Here is a 16,550-nt window from a genome sequence, read left to right on the forward strand (position 1 = left end):
GACAAACTCGGTCTCCTTGATTTTTGTATAAATGAATTGAGTTCGTAAATTTGTTTACTCCTACAACTCTGTCCGATTTTCAATGGCTCGTAAGAGTGTGACTTCGTCCGCATACTCGATATCTGCTCCCACGGCTAGACCTCGTGCTAGGCGAGTGACCTTGATACCAGCTGGCTTGAGAAGACGAGAGAGATACATAGAGGTCGCTTCTCCATCCGCTGTCGCATTGGTTGCCACAATCACCTCTGAAACCTCACTGTCCATGAGACGGGTCATAAGACTCTTGAGATTGATATCGTCTGGGCTGATGCCATTCATCGGAGAAATGAGGCCATGCAAGACATGATAGAGTCCGTGGTATTCTTGGATATTTTCCATGGCAGCCACATCGCGACTATCTTCTAGCACCAAGATGGTTGTCTGGTCACGAGTTGGATCTGTACAGATAGAGCAAGGATCATCGTCAGTCAAGCGACCGCAAATGGAACAATAGGTCAATTCCCGTTTAGCAGATAAGAGATTTTTGGCAAATTCATTGACATCGTCATCAGACATTCCAATAGTATAGAAGGCTAGGCGGGTAGCCGTTTTAATCCCGATACCCGGTAACTTTGAATAACTATCAATCAGCTTGGCAATAGGTGTTGGATACAGCATAAGTCCCTTTCTAATTCATCGGATGGTGTTGGTGATAAAGATTGATAATATCGCGTGCAATCGAAGGTCCGACACCATTTGTAAGATTAGTGTTATGAGGAAAGACGACTGCAACCGCAATCTTTGGATTATCGGTTGGTGCATAAGCGACTGCGTTGGTATTATTGGCTTTTTGACCGCCATTAACGTAACTTTCGGCTGTCCCCGTTTTCCCGCTGATGGAAACGGCTGCGCCATTTGAAAAGGCACGACCAGTTGTCAAAGCGCTCGTTCCATGCGAAACTTGATAGAAACCTTGCTGCAAGATAGCCATATCTGCTTCTGAGATATTAACCTTGTTCATTTCCTTGGCAGCTGTTTCCTGAACCAGACTGCCTAAGCCACCTTGGTCATTGTTTCCATAAACGCCTTCAACGATGTGAGGAGCTAAACGCACACCGTTGTTTGCAATGGTTGCGACATACTGGGCTAACTGCATAGGTGTGTAGTTATCAAACTGACCAAAAGCATTATTTAGATAGTTGGCCAAATCAAATTCTTTTGGTATAAATCCTGTTGATTCATCTGGAAGATCAATCCCCGTTGAAGCTCCGAGTCCATATTCCCCAAAGGTTGACCGCAATTTGCCCATAGCTGTATCTAATTGACTCGTTGCTACCATCATATTGGGTTTATAGGTCTGTCCCATAATTCCCAAAGCTGTTTGCACCATGTAGGTATTAGAGGAATATTCCAAAGCTTCAACCGCTGTGATAGGGAAAGAACCGTATGACAAGGTGTACCATGAATTGATAGGAGCTGAACCTTGGAAAACAATCGGCTGGTCTGTCAAGGTTTGATTGCCTGACAAAACTCCATTTTCCCAACCAGAACTAATGGTCGCTGCCTTGACGACAGATCCTGGCACAAAGACGTTGGTAACTGTCCCTAGGGAGTCTGAGCTCAATTTCCCTGATTCAACATCATGCTTGACACCTGACATCGCCAGAACTGCACCAGTTTTGGGATTGAGGGCCACAGCGTAGACCCCTTCAGAATATTTAGCGCCACCATTACTCAACTCCGAGTTAAAGTAGCTCTTAAGCAGGTCATCCACTCCATTTTGGAAAGCTAAGTCAATCGTTAGTTTGATATTGTTTCCTTTGCTTCCTTCCTCGACATTTTCCACACTTTCCATGTTTCCATGTTTGTCGAGATGGATTTCCTTGACGGAGCGTTTGCCTTGGAGGACATCTTCATATTGCTTTTCAAGATAGGAAGTCCCAACTCGGTCATTGAGTGAGTAGCCTTTCTTGAGATAAGCGTCAACTTCCTCAGCTGGAAGTCCTGACTTTTCATTTGAAACGCTACCGACGATAGACGATAGAGAAGTGTCCAGTACTTTTCGGTCCCATGAGGTTGAAATACTAATGCCCGGTAATTCCTTGGATGCAGAAGCCACAAGAGCAACCTGAGTATCATCTAAAGCATCTGTTGAAATGGTGCCCGTTGCAAAATTTTCAACAGCATTGAGCTGACTAAAGAGATAGATTTCCTTTTTCTGGTCATCTGTATAATTAAGTTGACTCACGTCTATGCTTTCAACCGCATTATTGTAAAGTGTCGCTTCTGATAAGCGGTTCCCATCTGAATCTAGGCGTTTATCGCTTGGTAAGGATTCGACTGTTTTTTTATAAACGTCCTGATCCGCCAAGTAGTAGTCTGCAATCTGACGGTCTGTGAGTTCAGGGGAAGTGACATTCACGTAAGTCAGCAGTTTTTTAGCCGTCTCCTTTAACTCTGCCGCCGTCATCTTATTGTTTCGTGTGAAAGAAACAACTTGCTTAAGTGTGTTTTCTACCAAGGGTTTCCCTGTTGCATCGTAGATTTGCCCACGAGCTGAACTGGTTGTCACCCTAGTCTGGCTGGCTGATGCCAACTTTGCTTCATAGAAATCTTTATTCAGCACCTGCATGTATAACAATCGACCGATAATGGTCATAAACAGTAGGATAACAATGGCAAACAGTAAATTAAGCCGAATCGGAATCGAATGGCTATTGAATTTTCTCATACAACTAAGACTCTTTTCTAGAAAAATTCCCGATTTTCACCTTCATTTTCAGCTAAAATAATAGAGCAAACGGGTGAAGCTCGGTACTTTTCATTGTACCATATTTTACGGAGAAACTCTTGGAAAAGTCGAAGCATTTTTTGACTTTTAATCAAAAATGCCTTTTTATTTGGTTATCCTAACTTCTATGATATAATGATGTTAATAAGCTGGCAATCGTCAACTTTTAAGAGTTTGACTCATGAAAAGGAGCTCCATGAAAAAGCAGGATATCGCAACTATTATTGATCTTCATTTTGAAGAATTAACAGAGTTAGAACAGGAAATCGCTCGTTATTTCTTGCAGGTAGATACGATTGTGGATGATCTATCATCGCAACAGGTTACTCAAAAACTGCATGTTTCCCAAGCTGCTCTTACCCGTTTTGCAAAAAAATGTGGCTTTACTGGCTATCGAGAATTTGTTTTTCAATACCAACACCAGGCCAATAAACAGGATACCCACTCTCACCAACACAGTCCTTTGACCAAACGTGTTTTACGAAGCTACAGCAACCTACGGGAACAAACACAGGATTTAATTGACGAAGAACAACTGGAACGAGTTGCCCAGCTAATCGATGACGCTGAACGAGTTTACTTTTTTGGAACGGGAAGTTCTGGTCTGATTGCCCGTGAGATGAAACTCCGTTTTATGCGTCTAGGTGTTGTCTGTGAAGCTTTGACCGATCAGGATGGCTTTGCATGGACGACCAGTATCATGGATGAAAACTGTTTGGTACTTGGCTTTTCCCTGTCTGGCACCACCCAATCCGTCCTAGATAGTTTGTTGGATGCCAAGGAAATGGGGGCTAAGACCATTCTCTTTACCAGCGCTCCAAACAAAAATAGTCAGGCTTATACCGAAACAGTCCTTGTCGCAAATCATAGCCAATCTTCTTACATCCAGCGTATTTCCGCTCAGCTCCCTATGCTCATTTTAATAGATTTGATTTATGCCTACTTTTTGGAAATCAATCGAGATAGCAAGGAAAAAATCTTTAACAGCTATTGGGAAAATAAAAAACTCAACGGCTATCGTAGACAAAAACGCGTTAGAAAATCCTAGTTTGGCTCAACCAAACTAGGATTCTTTTGTTTTGAAATGATAATTGGCTAATAGGTTGTCTTTCCAATTTTTCTCTTTGTGCTGATGCTTTTTTATCTGTATTTTTCAATTCTTCCATAAATTCTCCTCTCCGTTTTTTAATCTTTGACAACAAAAAAAGGAAGTATCAGCTATTTGCTTTTACTTCCTTTCTCTAATTTTATTTAATTGTTTTGCTTCGACAAGCTGAGATTTAGATTTTAACCCTTACAGAAAATAAAACGGGCTATTCTCCTGAAATGTGTTCTATAAGATTATAGTTTAATGCAAAGTGTAGCTATATAATCATTTCCATAACGTGATAATCGATGTCTTTTGTCACACGATTCATAAAAATCGATCATAGCGAGACCATTTTTTAGTTGTCCTCTAATCTGAGTTTCTAAGGTATGGCTAAATTCATATCCATATTCTGGATTGATGGTGATTTCGCCTTCCTCTTCAAGCTCTCTTGAATTAAAAGGTAGTGAAAACTTTAAAAGTAATTCCTCATCGGGTTTGTCCCATACAATGTCAGCATCATACATGTATATCCAAGGATTCATAAATCCGACCATTAACAGTCCACCCTTTTTCAATACTCGAGCGGCTTCTTTATACATGTTTTCTAAATCTCCTATATATACATTTGAAACTGGATTAAAAACAATATCAAAAGTTTCATCTTCAAATGGAAAAGGTTTTGTCATATCGCCTTGAACAGTATTGATCTTTAAGCCTTCTCTTTTAGCAACCATCTCGTCTCTTTCTAATTGTGATGTAGAAAAATCCATGATGGTGACATCATAACCTTTTGCAGCAAAAACGGGACCCTGCTGACCACCACCACAAGCCAACCCTAATATCTTTTTCCCCTTGGCTTTTTCAAACCATTCTATCGGAACTTTTTTCCCAACAGTTAAGGCAACAGAAATGGGATTATTTCTAACTTCTTCTAATTCTTCATGTGTCAATGGCTCAGTGTAGTCATTTTTTACCTTATTCCATCTATCTTCATTTAATTTTATATAATTACTCATCTTACAATCTCCTCGTAATTTTATCTGATTTCGATTTCAGGGTGAATAGGTTGCCAATACATTTTTTCACCTCTACAAATTCTAATTTGTCAATTTTTCGTCCATCTCATTATATCATTTTTCCACATTTTCCCATTTACTCAAGCTAAATATCAATTAAATGGATGATAGAATTGCTCTCGCCTTGTAGTTTATCATCTCGGCTTAACCTTTCATACAAGGCGGTTATTTTATCCTAGTTTCTCACGATTACATCCTTTGGCTCAAATTTTTCATCAAAAAAAGAATTAAGCAAAACAGTTTTCACTCAAGTAGTGACTAAGTGTTTTTCTTAATTCTATAGCTCCAAACTAGGATTGTTTTGTTTTGAAATGATAATAGGCTCCCAACATCCCTGCTGTGTTTTGGTGATGGGCAAATTCTAATCTCGTCTTTTCAGCTAGGCTTGGTACCAAGGCCGCCTTCAAGGCTGTGCGGATCTTTGGTTTGAGGATAGCCTCTTGCCCCATGATACCGCCACCGAGAATGACCACTTCTGGATTGGCAACATAGCAAATATTTGCCAGACCTTTTCCAAGGTAATCTACCATGCGGTCAATACCTGCCATACAGATCTTGTTTCCTTCGGTAGCTTCCTTGAAAATGCGTCGGCCATTCCACTGATCAACTGAATCACCATGAGCTGCTGCTACATACTCCACCAAAGCTGTCGTAGAAGCCAAGTCTTGAAAAGCTCCATCCTGCATGTGCATGTAACCGACTTCGCAAGCTGAGTTGCTAAATCCATGGAAGACTTTCCCATCCATAATCAAGCAACCACCGATACCTGTTCCAATGGTCAAGCAAAGAGTGACACTCGCTCCCTTGCCCGAACCAGATACTGCCTCAGCAAGACCTGCACAGTTGACATCATTCTCAATTTCACAAGGAATCGCAAAGCTCGTCTCAATTTCCTTCTTGAACTGGGTTCCTGCATAGTTAGGGATTTGAGGTCCGGCATAGAAAATCTCGCCTTTGTCGGGATCCACCATTCCTGCAGAAGAAATAGCAACACCTGCTACTGGGCATTTTTCTAAATAGCTGGCTACGATATCTTTGGTCTTTTGTAAGATATGAGGACCGCCCTTATGCGCCTCTGTTGGCATTTCATGCGATTCAACAAGTTGGCCTTCTTGGTCAATCAAACCATATTTGATATTGGTTCCACCAATATCAATTGCAACGTAGTGTGTCATAAATACCTCCTTATGGATTAGAGGAAGCGCTCCTTGGTTTCACGAATCAATTGCGCTGCTGCTTCTACAACTGGGCGATCTTCTTCGGTTACTGGCGTCAATGGTGAACGAACAGAACCAATATTCAAGCCTTCATTAATCTTTAAGACTTCTTTGATGACACCGTACATATTTCCATGTGCAGAAGTGAGCTTGCCAATGATTGCGTTGATAGCGTATTGCAATTCACGCGCTGTTTCCAAGTCTTTCTCAGCAATCAACTCATTGAGTTTCAAGAAGAGTTCTGGCATCGCACCATAAGTACCACCGATACCAGCTTTAGCACCCATGAGTCGTCCACCTAGGAACTGTTCATCTGGACCATTGAATACGATGTGGTCTTCTCCACCAAGGCTGACAAAGGTTTGGATATCTTGAACTGGCATAGAAGAGTTCTTAACACCGATAACACGTGGATTCTTCAACATTTCAGTATAAAGACTTGGAGTCAAAGCAACACCTGCCAATTGAGGAATATTGTAGATAACATAGTCTGTGTTTGGTGCTGCAGCACTAATGTCATTCCAGTATTTAGCAACTGAGTATTCTGGCAAGCGGAAGTAAATCGGTGGAATCGTTGCAATGGCATCTACACCCAAGCTTTCCGCGTGGCGAGCAAGTTCCATACTATCTTTGGTATTGTTGCAGGCAACATGGGCAATGATAGTCAATTTGCCTTTAGCAACTGCCATGACTTCTTCCAAAATCAATTTACGGTCTGCCACACTTTGGTAAATACATTCACCAGAAGAACCATTGACATAGAGGCCTTGAACACCCTTATCAATGAAGTATTGAACCAAGGCACGCGTACGCTCTGGACTGACTTCTCCTTGATCATCATAACATGCGTAGAAGGCTGGAATGACACCTTCGTATTTTTTCAAATCTGACATAGATTTTCTCCTAAGATTTCTTTTTTTCTGCTGAGAGCAGTTCTATTTTTTACAAGTTTAGTATACACCTTGTGAAAATCGCTTTCAATATCTTGTATACACTTAGATTTTAGTTTCTACTTGTATTTTAGAAACTATAACGATTGAAAGTAGTTTCAGGGACGAGCCATCCTACTGGTATTTGGCGAAGATTTTCTCCATCAAACCTGCTTGGAGAAAGACTAGCAAACCAAAACCAAAGAGGATAAAGGCCGATCCACCCAAAAGGAGAGTGAAGGCGGATAGATAAAGAACCATCACTATGAGAAAGAGAATGGCTAACATGAGGAAGAACCAAGGAAAGTTAAAACTTGCCAAGATAAGCCCTTTTTGCAGCACTTCTTTCCAAGACAAATCATAGCGCGCAGCGATGGGGTAACTAGCCAGCATCACCAGAGTGAGGAAGATGAGAATCCCCAAACATATAGCTTTCACAATCTGGAAAGGCAAAGCTGTCTGACCCCAGAAGAGATAGAGATCTAAAAGACTCAGCAAAACAATGCCTAACTCCAGCAAACCTAACTGGAAACCCAGTTTCAGATTTTGCTTGAAAGCTCTTAGATAAGTTCTAAATACTGGTACCCGTCTGCTTCTCTTAATCTCAAACATGGTCTCATAAAGGCTGATTTTCGCCACTCCAATCGTCACGATGGGCAAACAAGATACGACAAAAAGAAGATTGACTGTGACGATATCCAAGACCTTCTCACTGAAACGCATGAGAAAGTTATCTGTATCAAATGCTGCCTTGATAAGGCTTACTCCTTTTTGTGCCATGTTTGCTCCTCCTGATTCTTTTAATCAATCAAAATTTTAAAGAGATATTTGCGAACTTTTTCTTCCATCCCTGCGTAGCCATTTGGCTGGTGTGGTTCTCCTGGGAAGAAAATCGCAAAATTGTGATAGCCCAACAAGAGTGGGTATTTTTCATGACAATGGACAAAGCCAATGTCGCTCGCTTCGTCGAATGCTACTGCCTCGTCTTTGATACGTGAACCGTAGCTCGAATATTCATGCCCTTCTACCAGCAAATGCAAGTCTGCATAGTTCTTATGATGCTCAAATTGATCATTTTCAGCTTGATTGAGGACATTTTCCTGAACAACTAGAAAGACCTTGTCCCCGTCAATCTCATACTTACCGAGTTCGAAAGAATCCTTACGGTGCTGATAGAGATAGTCGATAGCCTTGTCTAGATTGGGATGGATTCCCTTGTAAAAGGTAATGTTTTTCAAATCGTCAAAAATCATACTGTTTCCTTCGTTTCTGATAGTTAACTAAAATCATAAATTAAGTTTATAAGTGTCTGACAAAACTTCACGAAGTAACTGCATACTCTCCATTTTGTCGACACTTATGAAACTATATTTCCATAGCATGTCAAGACCACTTCCGCAACCTTGATATACTAGTTTACTTTTCTTATCCTTTAACAGCTCCCATAGTGATACCCTGAGTGAAGGATTTTTGGAAGACAAGGAAGACGGTTACGATTGGCACTGCTGCGAGAGCTGCACCCGCCATGATCAAACCGTAGTTGGTTGCCATTTCGGCCTGCATGGTCGCAACCCCGAGTGAGATAGTCAAGTTTTGACGTGAAGTCAACATAACCAACTGCATAAAGTAGTCGTTCCAAGTATTGATGAAGGTAAAGATCGCAAGAGCTGCAAATCCTGGTTTTACAATTGGGAAGGCTACGCTCCAGAAGGTACGAATCTCACCACATCCGTCGATTTTAGCTGATTCAAGCAATTCTGTCGGGATATTTTCACTGAACTGTTTCATGAGGAAGACCCCAAATGGCCATCCGATCAAAGGCAAGATAACTGCCCAGAGAGTATCGTGAATTCCCATGAAGTTGACGATACGTACCAATGGTACAAGGACAACTTGTTTTGGAAGTGCCATGGCAGCGATAAAGACTGCAAAGAGGATCCGTTGACCATAGAAACGTTTTTTAGCCAAGACATAACCTGCTAGAGAAGAGGTTGCACAGACTAAGAACATGGTTACTAGTGAGATAAATACAGAGTTCCACATCCACTGCATAGCAGGGTTTTGCACCATGAGTTGTTGGAAATTCTCCATGGTTGGCATTTTAGGGAACCACTGTGGCGGAATCATAATGGTATCAGGCTGTGATTTGAAGGCCCCTGTCAAGATCCAGTAGAATGGAAAGATGAACAGTACGGTCAACAAGAGCAAGATAATCGTCGAGATAACAGTGAAAGCTGTTAAAGGTTTCTTTTGTGTAGGTTGCATAACTGTCTCCTTTCTTTAGTATTCTACGTCGTTTCCGAGGATCTTGAATTGAGCAAAGCTGACAATGGCAATCATCACTGCCAAGAAGACACCGATAGTATTTGCATAGCCGTACTCTGTCAATTGGAAGGCTTTTTCGTAAAGGTAGTACATCAAGGTACTTGTTGAGTAGTTTGGACCACCAGATGTCAAGAGCTGAATCAAGGCGAAACATTGGAATGAGTTGATGGTTGTGATGATCGCGATGTAAAGAGTTGTTGGAAGGAGGCTTGGCCATTTGATCTTCCAGAAGACTTGAAATTCAGTCGCACCGTCAACACGCGCTGCTTCAACAAGTGAGTTGTCAATATTCCCCATAGCAGCGATATAAAGGATAATCGGTTGACCAACAGATGTTGTCAAAAGGATAATCATAATCGCTAGCAAAGCCCAATTTTTGTCACCCAGCCAAGAAATGTTTTGGCTGATGATGTGGCTTGACTTAAGGACAAAGTTTAGAATCCCTGATAGAGGGTCATAGATCCATTTCCATACAACCGTTACGGCAACACTACCTGTAACTACAGGAAGGAAGAAGACGAAACGATAGAAAGAACGGGCAATGGCATTTTGATGATAGGTTTGAGATGCTACAAAGAGCGAGAAGAGAACCACAATCGGTACTGATCCAATAACCAGAATAACGGTATTGATCAAAGACTTGGTAAAGACAGGGTCTTTAAACATGCGAATGTAGTTGTCCAAGCCCACAAACTCAAAGCTGGTCATGGAGTAGTTAAAGAAACTTGTAATGAATCCCATAATCATAGGAGCCAAGACAAAGATAACAAAGAAGAACAATACTGGTGCTAGGAAAGCGTAGGAAATCACTGTTTCCCGCATACGAATTTTATTGACTTTCACAGTCGGCACCTCTCTTTCAAATAGAATAGTTTTTGATTTTCTTGAACTGTTTTAAAATCAAAATGAAATTTTTTAAGATTCGCTTATGTAAGAACTTCATTTTAATTTCGTGATAGTTCCTTACATTTCAAACAAAAGTCCCCCTTTTCTTACACCTTAGTGCACAGGGAAAAGGGGGAATCAATCTGACGTAGTGCTTATTGTTTTGTAGCTTTTTTGATTGTTTCGTTAGCTTTTTCAGTGAAGGCTTTCAAAGCATCCGCTGGTTTTTCGTCACCATTTGATACAGATTGCAACATTGGGAACCAAAGTGTTCTCATTTCAGCAAATCCATCGATAGTATTGTAGTATGGTGAGTAGTATTTAGTCCAGCCACTGATTGTTTCCATACGTTTGTCTTCATAAAGTTTGCCAAATGAAGTACGAACTGGGAAGGCACCTGTACGAACTACGTCTTTAGGACCCCATTCTTTGTCATCTGCGATGAATTGAACGAATTTCTTAGCAGCTGCGACTTTCTTATCGTCTTTGTTGTTAAATACTGCAAATCCATTTACAAGGTATTCAAGAGATGGTTTACCAGAGTCTGATGGGAATGGTACTTCTACCACGTCTACCTTACTTGCTTCCAAGAGTTTCGCTTGGATACCGTTTTGAGCTGGTGCCCAAAGGATTGTGTATGATGTTTGACCGTTCGCAAAGTTTTGGATGTCTGCTCCACCGTCAAATTGTGAACCGTTGTTCAATAGACCGTCTTTAATCCAGCTAGCAGCTTTTTCAAGACCTTTGACGAATTTAGGATCGTCAGTTGTATATTTTGTTACATCTTTATCTGTTACAGAACCGCCATAAAGGTTTGCGATGAAGGCACGTGTTCCTTGGTCTCCCCCTTGACCAGAACTGAACAATGAACCCGGTGTATATCCTTTATCTTTAAGCGCTTTCAAAACTTTTTCAAAGTCATCAGTTGTCCAACCTTCTTTTACAAGGTTCGCAACTCCAGCATCTTCCAACATTTTCTTGTTCATAGCCATATAGAATGGAGCAGAACTGATTGGATACATGTAAGCTTTGTCTCCAGCCTTACTTGCTTGTACGATGTTTTCGTTGTTGACATCTTTGACGAATTCGTCTGTGAAGAGGTCGTTCAACTCAGCCAATTTACCATTTTTACCGTATTGGATGATACGCCCTGGTGCGTCAAAGAGTACGTCTGGCGCTGTTCCTGCTTCGATGGCTGTTGTGATCTTTTCTGGACCTGACTTGAAGTCGATGGTTTCCAATTTCACTTTTACATCTGGATTTGCTTTTTCGAAAGCTTCGATGATTGATTTTTCATAAGTTCCAACACCATCGCCCGTTTTTTCTTGTGTAAATACTGGGAATGCCCACCAAGTGATTTCTGTTTTTCCGCTATCGCTTCCTGATTTTCCAGCATCTTTACTTCCACCAGAGTTACCACAAGCAGCAAGGCCAAGAATCGCAGCACCTGCAAGTACTGTACAAGCTAGTTTTCTAAATTTCATTTGTATTCTCCTAATTGTTAAGCGTGTCCATATTGGATAGTGAGTAACCTTCTATTTGTATACGTTTTCATTTCATTTGACGCATCGACCACTCTCCTCTGTTTTGAGATTGTATTATTTAAGACCGGCAACAAAGCGTTCCGTAATCTCTTTTGGTCTAGTAATAGCTCCACCAACAACGATGCCTCGCACCCCATATTCAAGAATTTGTTTGGCTTGTTCTGGTGTATGAATTTTTCCTTCAGCGATGACATCCACACCGGCATCGCAGAGTTTTTTGATCAGTTCAAAGTCTGGACCATCTACTTTCGGACTGTAAGAAGTATAACCTGATAGAGTTGTTCCAACAAAATCAACACCTGCTTCAACTGCTGCAATTCCTTCTTCAAACGTACTGGTATCAGCCATCAAGAGTTGATGCGGATATTTTTCTTTGACTTGTCGGATGAAGTCCTGAATTTCCAAACCATCATAACGTTCACGTTTGGTACAATCCAGAGCAATGACCTCAATGTCTAGTTCAGCCAGTTCATCGACTTCTTTCATAGTAGCTGTAATGAATGGCTCCTGCGGCGGATAGTCACGTTTGATAATCCCGATAATCGGGAGTTTCGTAACCTCCTTGATCTCCTTGATATCGCGAACACTGTTTGCTCGGATACCGACTGCTCCACCTTGCTCAGCCGCTTTGACTAGCAAGGGAATGACTCCTCCCGCTTCTGTATAAAGCGGTTCATGAGGAAGTGCCTGACAAGAAACAATGATTCCATCTTTGATTTGTTCAATCAAGGCTTCTTTGCTAATCTGTGGCATCCTCTTTCCTCCTTTTCTTTGTTCCTATGGGCTTATTATATATCATTTGTTAAGCGCTTTCAATAGCTTATGGTAGAATAGATTTCAGTTTCAAAACTATTTTATAGAACAGACTATCCTGAAAGTAGTTTCAGACATCTTAGAATTTCTTATTAGCACACCTTGAGACGAAAGAAAAAGATAACAGGCTGAAAAACCTGCTATCTCCTTCTATTTTTACAAAGTAAAATGATTAGAATTATTCTCTTACTTTTCTCTCTTTTTCCCCATTGCAAACAAGCCAAGGAAGAAAGCTGTTAGTCCTAGTGAAGCTAGGAAGCCACTCTCCTTGTTCCCTGTATCAGGAAGTGTCTGCTGAGCAAGAGGAGCTTTGTAAGTATAATCTTCTTTTTTAGTAAGAGTTACAAGTGAATCAATTTCCTTGTATTCTGCGATTTCATGCACAGCTGCCTCAGCGCCATTCACACCACCTTTGTACTCTGGTACTTCATGGACTGCGGCCTCAACAGCATTAACTCCGCCCGTAAATTCTGGTTTTTCAACTGTTGGTGCTGGTTCCTCACCCGCTGTCCCTAGTGGGCCTGTGTACTCTGGTACTTCATGAACTGCGGCCTCAACAGCATTAACTCCGCCTGTAAATTCTGGTTTTTCAACTGTTGGTGCTGGTTCCTCACCCGCTGTGCCTAATGGACCTGTGTACTCTGGTACTTCATGAACTGCGGCCTCTTCACCATTCACACCGCCTGTAAATTCTGGTTTTTCAACTGTTGGTGCTGGTTCCTCACCCGCTGTCCCTAGTGGCCCTGTATATTCTGGCTTCTCGACTGTCGGAGCTGCCTCTTCACCCGCTGTGCCTAATGGACCTGTATATTCTGGCACTTCATGAACTGCGGCCTCTTCACCATTCACACCGCCTGTAAATTCTGGTTTTTCAACTGTTGGTGCTGGTTCCTCACCCGCTGTCCCTAGTGGGCCTGTATATTCTGGCACTTCATGAACAGCAGCTTCACTTCCGTTCATTCCATTCGAAAGCTTAGTGCCCGCTACAGAGACTGGTAAATTATGCATACTTTCAATAGCGCCTTCTGCCAGACCTGTAACTTTTTGACCCATATCCTCTGAATCCACCGTAAATAGGAGGGTTTTTGTGTCATACTGGGTCATGAAGCGTGCTGTTTTACCATTTGCCAATTGAAGGGTTGGTGCCTTGTTGACCAATACTTCCGAATCAAACTCCATAGCAAGGATGCCTGGCCATTTTTCAATCGCATATTTCACTTTTGCTTCTTTAGGAGAAATCCAATCCTTGGTCAAGAAATCCCAGTTGAATTTCTTATAGGATAAAGTATAATCGTTTTGATTGCCATCCGCATGCTCATAAAGCAAACCATATTCGCCATTTCCGAGTTCTTGGAGTGAGTTGTAAGCAAACTTACCACTTTGTATAGGATTGTGTTTCAACCATGTCAACTCACCATTCTCCTCAACACGAGCCAGGTGAACCAAACCATTGTTGCGTCCAGGACCACCAGCATTGCTGAGTAGAATGTATTCCTTTCCTTCATGCATGGTGTGAATAGCGGACATTTGAACATAAACGTCTTTTACTTGAGGATATCGTTTGATTTCCTTATCCCACGTTGCTCCTCCATCATGACTGGTCGCAACCTGAAGATCACCAGTCAACCCACGCATAAAGAGCTTGAGATCCCCATTATTCAACTGAACAACAGTTGACTCCGTATTTTGGGCACCTGGATTATTCATGGTTGAAGAGTGAATGGTTTGGTTGCCTACTGGACGGTTATCATTAACTGCTTCACCTGCTTGCCATGTTTCACCATGATCATCTGAATAAATTACACGAGATGATTGAGAACCACTTAGGTAGGAAACGTTGTTTGTTGTATAAACTGGAATCACCAGTCTTCCCTTATGAGGTCCTGTACGCAAGGCAATCCCCGTACCAGGTCCAGTTCCTAGGAAGTGCATCCAATCTTTCCGAATCCCATGTGTAATATCTTTTGGTGCAGACCAAGTCTTCCCATCGTCATCACTGTAGGACATCCATAGGTAGTTGGTATTGGAAACTCTAAAAATATTCTTCTCGCTATACTCAAAATAAATATTCCCGATTAGCTCATTCCCTTTATACAAATCCCCCTTATCGCTGTAGGCTGTTTTTTTAGGGTCAACGACAACACGATAATCTGTCTTTCTATTTTGAGGGTCGAAAACCTCTCCGTTTTCTCGAATCGTATAGCGACCTGATTCTCCTTGCTTATATAAAACTTGATAAACTTTATCTCCCACTTGTTCATAAGCTTTCGGAGCTTGCCCCGGCAATGAAAATACTGCCTTACTCTCAAGGAACATGTCATAAATTGCAAAAATTCTCTTTGTTTCAGGGTCTTGCACCAAGGCCATATCAATATTGACTGGAGATGGCCAATCTGCATGTTTAGCGTACTCATTGTCACGAGGATTTGAGACTACGATTCGGTCTCCCCATGTTTTTCCATTATCTGAGCTGCGACGAACAACCATCCCAATATCTCCCCAGTCAGAATGGTGCAAACGTCTTTCATCCGTTCCTGCAATCAGCGTTCCTTTATCAGTCTTGAGAAGAGCTGGGATACGATAACTCTTGATACCATCTTTATTTGGTTGATTGTTCCTACCACCTTCAAAGACGTCTTCTTTCTCAGTAACTTTTGCTCCCTCAGGAAGTTTCTGTTCCAATTCACCTCTTTCAAATAATTGACTTCGTGTTTGAACTTCATCTGGGCTTAAAGCACGATCGTAAACAGTTAGGTTTCGAACTTGTAGGTTTGATGCCCAAGCTGTTTTCTTGCCCCGTTTGGTTGCTCCAAGTTGAGCTTGATTAACATCTGGCATATCTTTGATAAAGTTACCAGATTTGAGACTTGTTCGAGATAAGACACCGTTCACATAGAGACGAACTCGACCATGAGGTAACTCCGCTGTCGGTTGTTCGACAGTAAAGGTCACGGAATTCCATTGTTCTGGGCGAACTTTCAAAGGAGCATCTGTATACTTATCATAGAACTGCTCTCCGTTAGCGCCACGCCCTTCAATAAGAGCTGTATTATCAAGGACCGACATAGTAAAGTACTCATTTTCCTTGGTGTCACTGGATACAGAGAAGAGATTGTAAAAGCGTGGAGCTGATGCATCTGGTTTGAACTCCATGTGAACTGTAGCATTTTTTAGTTGCTTTAGTTTATCTAGTTCACTTGATAAATCAACTCTCTGACCATTTGCCACATTGGTTTCAACATCTTCTTTTTCAAGGACAGGATTGGCATTTTTTAAATCTCTTGAGTAATAGTCACGAGGAATAGCACCCTGATCCTCTGATTCCTCTTCCTTATTTGCTTCTTCTGCAGGGGTTTCCGTAGAGGATGGAGTTTCTGATTCTGCACTCTCATTTTTTTTCAAGTGTTCTTGGTCCACCTCAACGCCGTTATCTTGAGCTGCTGCCAATTTACCAGCCAAATCCTTATCCAAATGAGCAAGATCTCCCGAGGACGCTTCTTTTGGCAATTCTGATAAACCTTGACCAGGTTCGACAGTTTCTGTATTGGCCCCTGCTGCATTGGCTTGCTCTTGAGCTAAGACTGGATTTGCTCCAAATACCACTGTACCAATCACTACAGATGCCGCCCCAACTGCAAATTTTCGAATGCCGTATCGCTGTTTCCGATCAAAATCCCTATACTTCATATTTTTACCTTTCATATTCTCCGTAAATAAAGCGCTTTCTTTTTTTCTTAAAATTTTTAGTTCCTCCAACTAAACAAGTAAAAAGAAAGTAACCGACTGAATGAGACCTCCCATTCTTCAAACGTCCACTGCTCTTACTCTCTGACCAAACAGCGGAAAGTTTCCTCCTTTCGCACAATGTCTTTCCCTTATTATACAATAAACTCTGAACTTT

General features: G+C 41.6%; 14 protein-coding genes. 1 reads left to right on the top strand and 13 read right to left on the bottom strand.

Features of this window, described 5'->3' with window-relative positions:
• Positions 1–60: 60 nt before the first annotated feature.
• Positions 61–657, bottom strand: a complete 597-nt coding sequence (gene recR, locus B7705_RS08390) for a recombination mediator RecR (protein ID WP_000966754.1) — start codon at positions 655–657, stop codon at positions 61–63.
• A gap of 10 nt (positions 658–667) precedes the next feature.
• Positions 668–2,710 (bottom strand): penicillin-binding protein PBP2B, encoded by a 2,043-nt coding sequence (gene pbp2b / locus B7705_RS08395; RefSeq protein WP_084948960.1) that lies wholly within the window; start codon positions 2,708–2,710, stop codon positions 668–670.
• 256 nt (positions 2,711–2,966) lie between these two features.
• On the opposite strand from pbp2b, the gene B7705_RS08400 reads away from it, so the two are divergent.
• Positions 2,967–3,818, top strand: coding sequence for a MurR/RpiR family transcriptional regulator (locus B7705_RS08400; protein WP_084948962.1), 852 nt, complete (start codon positions 2,967–2,969; stop codon positions 3,816–3,818).
• On the opposite strand, the gene B7705_RS10100 is transcribed toward B7705_RS08400, so the two are convergent.
• The 11 genes from B7705_RS10100 to B7705_RS08450 form a co-directional block, all read right to left on the bottom strand.
• The gene (locus B7705_RS10100) at positions 3,805–3,936 is read right to left on the bottom strand and encodes a hypothetical protein (RefSeq protein ID WP_275655570.1); all 132 of its coding nucleotides are present in this window, start codon (positions 3,934–3,936) and stop codon (positions 3,805–3,807) included. The two genes, B7705_RS08400 and B7705_RS10100, sit on opposite strands and share 14 nt — an antisense overlap.
• 175 nt (positions 3,937–4,111) lie before the next feature.
• Positions 4,112–4,876 carry a class I SAM-dependent methyltransferase gene (locus B7705_RS08405; RefSeq protein WP_084948963.1) on the bottom strand — a complete coding sequence of 255 codons (765 nt, stop codon included), beginning with the start codon at positions 4,874–4,876 and terminating at the stop codon, positions 4,112–4,114.
• Positions 4,877–5,226: 350 nt separating this feature from the next.
• Positions 5,227–6,111, bottom strand: a complete 885-nt coding sequence (locus B7705_RS08410; RefSeq protein WP_084948965.1) for an ROK family protein — start codon at positions 6,109–6,111, stop codon at positions 5,227–5,229.
• A gap of 17 nt (positions 6,112–6,128) precedes the next feature.
• A complete protein-coding gene (locus B7705_RS08415; protein WP_033630084.1) occupies positions 6,129–7,046 on the bottom strand; it encodes a dihydrodipicolinate synthase family protein in 918 nt (305 codons plus the stop codon).
• Positions 7,047–7,217: 171 nt separating this feature from the next.
• Complete coding sequence (locus B7705_RS08420; RefSeq protein ID WP_000057501.1) at positions 7,218–7,862, bottom strand: YesL family protein; 645 nt, start codon at positions 7,860–7,862, stop codon at positions 7,218–7,220.
• Between the two features lie 20 nt (positions 7,863–7,882).
• On the bottom strand, positions 7,883–8,335 hold the full coding sequence (locus tag B7705_RS08425; protein WP_000575449.1) for a NanQ anomerase/TabA/YiaL family protein: 453 nt from the start codon (positions 8,333–8,335) through the stop codon (positions 7,883–7,885).
• Positions 8,336–8,507: 172 nt separating this feature from the next.
• Positions 8,508–9,347, bottom strand: coding sequence for a carbohydrate ABC transporter permease (locus B7705_RS08430; RefSeq protein WP_001183243.1), 840 nt, complete (start codon positions 9,345–9,347; stop codon positions 8,508–8,510).
• A 15-nt stretch (positions 9,348–9,362) separates the two neighbouring features.
• Entirely contained in the window at positions 9,363–10,229 is an 867-nt protein-coding gene (locus B7705_RS08435; RefSeq protein ID WP_001209417.1) for a carbohydrate ABC transporter permease, read from the bottom strand.
• A 218-nt stretch (positions 10,230–10,447) separates the two neighbouring features.
• On the bottom strand, positions 10,448–11,776 hold the full coding sequence (locus B7705_RS08440) for an ABC transporter substrate-binding protein (RefSeq protein WP_084926108.1): 1,329 nt from the start codon (positions 11,774–11,776) through the stop codon (positions 10,448–10,450).
• Positions 11,777–11,890: 114 nt separating this feature from the next.
• Positions 11,891–12,589, bottom strand: coding sequence for an N-acetylmannosamine-6-phosphate 2-epimerase (locus B7705_RS08445; RefSeq protein WP_084874430.1), 699 nt, complete (start codon positions 12,587–12,589; stop codon positions 11,891–11,893).
• Positions 12,590–12,835: 246 nt separating this feature from the next.
• Positions 12,836–16,336, bottom strand: coding sequence for an SIALI-17 repeat-containing surface protein (locus B7705_RS08450; protein WP_084949236.1), 3,501 nt, complete (start codon positions 16,334–16,336; stop codon positions 12,836–12,838).
• Positions 16,337–16,550 lie beyond the last annotated feature (214 nt).

The sequence above is a fragment of the Streptococcus oralis subsp. dentisani genome, assembly GCF_002096685.1.
GTDB classification, from domain to species: domain Bacteria; phylum Bacillota; class Bacilli; order Lactobacillales; family Streptococcaceae; genus Streptococcus; species Streptococcus oralis_AD.

Coding starts and splice junctions, on each gene's coding strand:
- B7705_RS08440 (WP_084926108.1), bottom strand. CDS start 11,776: ATGAAATTTAGAAAACTAGCTTGTACAGTACTTGCAGGTGCTGCGATT.
- B7705_RS10100 (WP_275655570.1), bottom strand. CDS start 3,936: ATGGAAGAATTGAAAAATACAGATAAAAAAGCATCAGCACAAAGAGAA.
- B7705_RS08430 (WP_001183243.1), bottom strand. CDS start 9,347: ATGCAACCTACACAAAAGAAACCTTTAACAGCTTTCACTGTTATCTCG.
- pbp2b (WP_084948960.1), bottom strand. CDS start 2,710: ATGAGAAAATTCAATAGCCATTCGATTCCGATTCGGCTTAATTTACTG.
- B7705_RS08400 (WP_084948962.1), top strand. CDS start 2,967: ATGAAAAAGCAGGATATCGCAACTATTATTGATCTTCATTTTGAAGAA.
- B7705_RS08405 (WP_084948963.1), bottom strand. CDS start 4,876: ATGAGTAATTATATAAAATTAAATGAAGATAGATGGAATAAGGTAAAA.
- B7705_RS08415 (WP_033630084.1), bottom strand. CDS start 7,046: ATGTCAGATTTGAAAAAATACGAAGGTGTCATTCCAGCCTTCTACGCA.
- B7705_RS08425 (WP_000575449.1), bottom strand. CDS start 8,335: ATGATTTTTGACGATTTGAAAAACATTACCTTTTACAAGGGAATCCAT.
- B7705_RS08445 (WP_084874430.1), bottom strand. CDS start 12,589: ATGCCACAGATTAGCAAAGAAGCCTTGATTGAACAAATCAAAGATGGA.
- B7705_RS08420 (WP_000057501.1), bottom strand. CDS start 7,862: ATGGCACAAAAAGGAGTAAGCCTTATCAAGGCAGCATTTGATACAGAT.
- B7705_RS08450 (WP_084949236.1), bottom strand. CDS start 16,336: ATGAAGTATAGGGATTTTGATCGGAAACAGCGATACGGCATTCGAAAA.
- recR (WP_000966754.1), bottom strand. CDS start 657: ATGCTGTATCCAACACCTATTGCCAAGCTGATTGATAGTTATTCAAAG.
- B7705_RS08435 (WP_001209417.1), bottom strand. CDS start 10,229: ATGCGGGAAACAGTGATTTCCTACGCTTTCCTAGCACCAGTATTGTTC.
- B7705_RS08410 (WP_084948965.1), bottom strand. CDS start 6,111: ATGACACACTACGTTGCAATTGATATTGGTGGAACCAATATCAAATAT.